4 protein-coding genes and 2 pseudogenes are annotated in these 5,436 nt (G+C 30.6%); 2 read left to right on the forward strand and 4 right to left on the reverse strand.

The features are described from left to right. Nucleotides 1-1,504: pseudogene (locus ACTG3S_RS12405) on the forward strand (TonB-dependent receptor); the annotation flags it as partial. Nucleotides 1,505-1,567: 63 nt separating this feature from the next. On the opposite strand, the gene bcp reads toward ACTG3S_RS12405, so the two are convergent. Further along, on the reverse strand, nucleotides 1,568-2,020 hold the full coding sequence (gene bcp, locus ACTG3S_RS12410) for a thioredoxin-dependent thiol peroxidase (RefSeq protein WP_439129663.1): 453 nt from the start codon (nucleotides 2,018-2,020) through the stop codon (nucleotides 1,568-1,570). Between the two features lie 124 nt (nucleotides 2,021-2,144). Here bcp and ACTG3S_RS12415 point away from each other — a divergent pair, with 124 nt between their 5' ends. Then, complete coding sequence (locus tag ACTG3S_RS12415) at nucleotides 2,145-2,807, forward strand: endonuclease III domain-containing protein (RefSeq protein ID WP_439129664.1); 663 nt, start codon at nucleotides 2,145-2,147, stop codon at nucleotides 2,805-2,807. A gap of 32 nt (nucleotides 2,808-2,839) precedes the next feature. Here the strand turns inward: ACTG3S_RS12415 and ACTG3S_RS12420 are convergent, their stop codons facing one another. The 3 genes and pseudogenes from ACTG3S_RS12420 to ACTG3S_RS12430 form a co-directional block, all read right to left on the reverse strand. Further along, a complete protein-coding gene (locus ACTG3S_RS12420) occupies nucleotides 2,840-3,463 on the reverse strand; it encodes an SDR family oxidoreductase (RefSeq protein ID WP_439129665.1) in 624 nt (207 codons plus the stop codon). A 170-nt stretch (nucleotides 3,464-3,633) separates the two neighbouring features. Continuing rightward, nucleotides 3,634-4,833, reverse strand: coding sequence for a GIY-YIG nuclease family protein (locus ACTG3S_RS12425; RefSeq protein WP_439129666.1), 1,200 nt, complete (start codon nucleotides 4,831-4,833; stop codon nucleotides 3,634-3,636). Continuing rightward, a pseudogene (locus tag ACTG3S_RS12430) lies at nucleotides 4,826-5,436 on the reverse strand (DEAD/DEAH box helicase); the annotation flags it as partial. The pseudogene ACTG3S_RS12430 and the gene ACTG3S_RS12425, both read right to left, overlap by 8 nt.

Consider the following 5,436-nt stretch of genomic DNA (forward strand, 5'->3'; position numbering starts at 1 on the left):
AACCCGTTTTGGTACAGTTGCAGATCCTTTAGAGTTAATTGTTTTTTACGATGGTAGAGAAGAAAATAATTATTTAACCTTATTTAATGCCATATCTGCAGATTATAAGGTAAATGATAATCTTAGTTTTAAAACAACTGTTTCTAGCTATAATACACAAGAAGAAGAGTATTATGATATTGCTGCTTCCTATAATTTAGGTGAAGTTGATACCAATATTGGTTCAGAAAATTTTGGTGAAGTAGATTTTGCACAAGGTATTGGTTCTCAATTAAATCATGCTAGGAATGAATTAGATGCTTTAATTAACAATGTACAAATAAGAGGAAGTTATAAAAAAGATAGACAACAGTGGGATTTTGGTGTAAAATATCAAAATGAAGACATTAGAGAACGCATACGAGAATGGGAAATTATAGATTCTTTGGGTTTTTCTGTTCGTCCACCAAATAATTTTACCAATAATAATCAACCTTACCAGCCTTTTGAAGGCCCAATTACACCTTTTCAAAATATTAGAGAAGATCATAATGTTGATATTAACAGAGTTACTGCCTTCCTGCAATTCAACGAGCGTTTGTATATGGGCGATAATGAAGTTTGGTATAACTTTGGTTTGAGGGCACATAACTGGACGGTTACTGCAAATGGCCAAAAATCGAGCAATAAAACAATTATAAGCCCAAGAGCACAGTTTGCTATAAAACCCAATTGGCATACAGATATGTTATTTCGTTTTTCTGGTGGATGGTATTCGCAACCTCCCTCCTACAGAGAGCTAAAAAACTTCAATGGTAAAATTAACAAAGATGTAAAAGCACAAAAATCTATACATCTAGTAGTTGGTATGGATTATAGCTTTGACCTTTGGGAAAGACCGTTTAAATTAACTACAGAAGCTTATTATAAAGAATTAACCAATGTAAACGCTTACTCTGTAGATAATGTTAGAATTAGGTATAGGGCGGACAATGTTACCACAGCTTATGCGCATGGTTTTGATGCTCGTTTAAATGGAGAATTTGTTCCTGGTAGCGAAAGTTGGGTGAGTTTTGGTTATTTAAAAACAGAGGAAGATATAGATAACAGAGGTATTATTTCTAGACCATCAGACCAACGTTTTAAATTCGGAATTTTGTTTCAAGATTATGTACCCAATTTACCCAATTTAAAAGCGTATTTAAATTTGGTTTACAATACGGGTGTTCCAGGTGGTGCTCCTTCTTATTCAGATGTGTACGATTTTCAAGAACGTTTAAGAGATTACAAAAGAGCAGATTTGGGTGTTTCTTATGTTTTTGCTGATGCTAACAGACAATATACAAGTGGTTGGTTATCTAAATTTAAAGAATTAACAGCTGGTTTAGAGCTTTTTAATATGTTTGATATTCAAAATGCAATTACCAATACATGGGTTAGAGACGTGTACTCTAAAAATCAATTTGGTATCCCTAATTTTATGACGGGTAGAGTTTTAAACTTTAAAGTAAGTATGAAGTTTTAAAAATTAAAAATGGAATGCTTTCATTATCAACATTCCATTTTTTGTGTAAAAAAGTAAAAATACTTAGTCTAATATTTGAGCTGTATGTGCTTTGGTTTTTACTTTGCTAATTACCTCTTCAATTACACCATTTTCATCAATAACAAAGGTGGTTCTATGAATTCCATCATATTCACGTCCCATAAATTTTTTTGGGCCCCAAACACCAAAAGCCTCTATAACTGCTTTGTCTTCGTCTGCTAACAATGGAAAAGGAAGTTCGTTTTTATTGATAAAATTTTGTTGTCTTTTTGCAGAATCTGCACTTACACCTAAAACATCATATCCCTTTGCTAAAAAAGTTTGATAGTTATCTCTCAAATCACAAGCTTCTGCAGTACAACCAGGTGTACTTGCTTTTGGATAAAAGAATAATACCAATTTTTTACCAGCATAATCTTCTAATTTAATCGTATTTCCTGCATTGTCTTTTGCTTCAAATTTTGGAGCCTTGTCTCCTACTTTTAATGTTGTCATACTAATTCGTTTAAAAAGTTTTAAAATGGAAAGTTAAAAAGTAAAAACTGAAAGAAAAACTTTTTACATAATAAACAGTTAAACTTTATAAACTTTTTAACTTTACAACTTTAATAACTAAAGAATGACCAAGCAAGAAAAAGTACAATTTGTAATAGAAACATTACAATCTTTATATCCAGAAATTCCAATTCCTTTAGATCATAAAGATCCTTACACCTTATTAATTGCAGTTTTGTTATCTGCCCAATGTACAGACGTTCGTGTAAATCAAATTACACCTTTATTATTTGCAAAAGCTGACAATCCTTTTGATATGGTAAAAATGTCTGTAGAAGAAATTAAAGCCATTATTAGACCTTGTGGTTTGTCTCCTATGAAAAGTAAAGGTATTTATGGCTTGTCTAAAATATTAATCGAAAAATATAATGGTGAAGTTCCACAATCTTTTGAAGGTTTAGAAGAGCTACCTGCTGTTGGCCACAAAACTGCGAGTGTGGTGATGAGTCAAGCTTTTGGTGTGCCTGCTTTTCCTGTAGATACGCATATACAACGTTTAATGTTTCGCTGGAATTTAAGTAACGGAAAAAGTGTAGCACAAACAGAAAAAGATGCAAAAAGATTGTTCCCAAAAGAATTATGGAACGATTTACACTTACAAATAATTTGGTATGGTAGAGAATATTCACCAGCAAGAGGCTGGATTTTAGACAAAGACATCATCACAAAAACGATTGGTAGAAAGTCTGTTTTAAACGAATATCATAAAAATAAAAAAACATCCTAATGGATGTTTTTTTTACATATATTTTATTTTAATTAGCTTGGTATCGCTTTTCCTATTAAAGTGTTTCCCTCTATAATTTCGAAAGTTTCTTTATTAATAGCTGTATCATGTAAGGCATGTACCAAAGTTTGAGCGACATCTTCTCTAGAAATTTCTCCAAATTTATTTAATTTTTCAGAAAGCTCAATTTTTCCTGTTCCTTTTTCGTTATTTAAAGCTCCCGGTCTTACAATGGAATAAGACAACTTACTTTCTCTCAAATATACGTCTGCATTTTGTTTTGCTTGTAAGTATTCTTGCAAATCTTCAGAACTTTCAGGTTTGTCTGCTCCCATAGAACTTAACATTACAAATTTTTTAATGTGCTGTTTTTTTGAAGCATCAATCATTTTTTTTGCTCCTTCTTCATCCACAGCTTTTACTGCTTTTCCATCTGAACCTGCCGCAAAAATAACCTTATCAATATCTTTTGTTGTATGAGATATGTCTTTTTCTAAATCTGCTAAAACTGTGTTTATATTTCTATCTTCAAATTGTTTTTTTTGTATTTCTTTTCTAACCATTGCAACTGGTTTAAAATATTGCGATGTTTCTAATAAATTTACAATCTTTTTTCCTGTGGTACCATTTGCACCAGTTACTAATATATTTTCCATACCACAAATTTCGATGAAATGAACAATATACTTTTGCTGATACAATATCAATTTTAATGGATATACAATTAAGATTTTAAATTACATTTAGCGACTTACTGAATAGAAGGGTTTGGATATTGAATAAAAATTATTTTAATTTATAATGCATATTTAATAAGATTAGAACATCATTTCAGCAATAATTTTTTATTGATATTATCATACCTGAAATTAACTATTTCTCCAGTTAATATTAAACTAATAACTTTATCAATAATTGATCTTGGTGCAACAAACCACTCTCTTGGTGTTATTCTTTTACCTTTATCATCAAATACATCTACATTCAAACATACCTCTGCAAAGAAGCGATGTATTAAATGCTCAAACTTTTGTGCATCTATATTGTAACAGACATACTTATCCAACAAATGAACATCCGCATATAAATAGGTAGATTCTTTAGATGCATTTTTAATACGTTCATTTACATCAATAGATGAAAAACCAATTTTATATAAATCATTAATCGACGCTATGTCTGGATTTGTAGACTTCGACCTTAAAACATATATCCAACCAGTTTGAACATCTTCTTCATTTACAATATTTGCATTTTTAAAAAGTTCTTCTTCGTTTATAAAATCTGGATTTGTAACCATTTGACCATTTTCGTGCAATGCTTTATAAAGAGACTGAAACATCATATCAGACTTAGTACCATTTTCAAAAACTGTTTTTGTTCTACCATCAGGTCTATTATGAGTACCACTTTTAAATTCTTGAACTTGCTTTTCCCATTTTACACTCTCTAAATAAAGTAAAATACCATTGTTTATATAATATTCGTTAGGTTTTAATGATTCATAATTAAAATTTACTAGCTTTCTTTTACCTTCTCTTAATTCTTTATGTACTTTTTTAAATTGTGTTTCATAAGGCGCAAAATCCTTATCATTCATTGCTTTTCTTCTTGCTGTAAAATCTGTTTCTGCCCTTTCTGATGCAGGCTGCACATGTTTCAACTTAAATATAGATAAGGTATCATCTGTATCTAATATTCCTAAATCATCATCATTTAATATATCCTCTACTGATTTTACTTCTTCTTTAGTGTTTAAAAGGTTGTGTGTGTCGTATGTTTTTAATATCTCTACTTTATTAGCATCATTTCTCAATGCCTTTAATCTTGATAATAACTTAAATTCACTAACATTTGTAGCTTCTGGTTCTCTATCATTCTTTTCAAAAAAAGCATTAATCTCTTGAAACGACTCAATTAAGCGTTCATCTTCAGATTTTATAGTAGAGTTTTTGGGTTTAGAATCTAAAATACCAAACTCATCATCATTAAAAATATCGTCAAGACTAAGTTTCTTTTTACTCATTTTGAGTTGCTGCTTTTTTACGTTTCTGTTCTCTTAAAAATATGATTGCTTCTGCTAAACGTCTTTCTTGTGGGTCGAAAGACTGAATACTTGGTTGCTCCCCTGTTTTTGCAATCCAGTTTTTTATTTTAGGCCATAATATAATTGCTTCTTCATCGGTCATTGTTATTCTTGTAGCGTCAATAGTTTCTTGAATTGCTTTAAATACGGATGCTGTTACAGATTTAGATAATATCTCAAATGCTTTTTGAAATGGATTTATAGTATCTATTAAATCGATATTAATATCATCAATATTTACAAAACTATCTGCCATTCTGATAAAGCGCTTATCCCCTTGTTCTTCAATAGTTCCATTTTTAATAACTGAATCTACAACTACGTGTTGTCGCACAGCTTCTACTTCTTCATCCGTTAAATCTGGATAGGTTTCTTTTATAACCTTAGGAATCAATACCTTATTAATAACTTCTGGGTCCACATTACCAGGCATTGCTTTGAGCATCTGGTCATCTTGCATAATTTTTGCTTTGAGGTCATTAATATCACTTTCAATAATATCTTTTGCTCTTTGTGAACTTGGAAGTTTAAAACCGTTTATTT

The sequence above is a fragment of the Polaribacter sp. genome, assembly GCF_965656025.1.
In the GTDB taxonomy this organism is placed as follows: Bacteria; Bacteroidota; Bacteroidia; order Flavobacteriales; family Flavobacteriaceae; genus Polaribacter.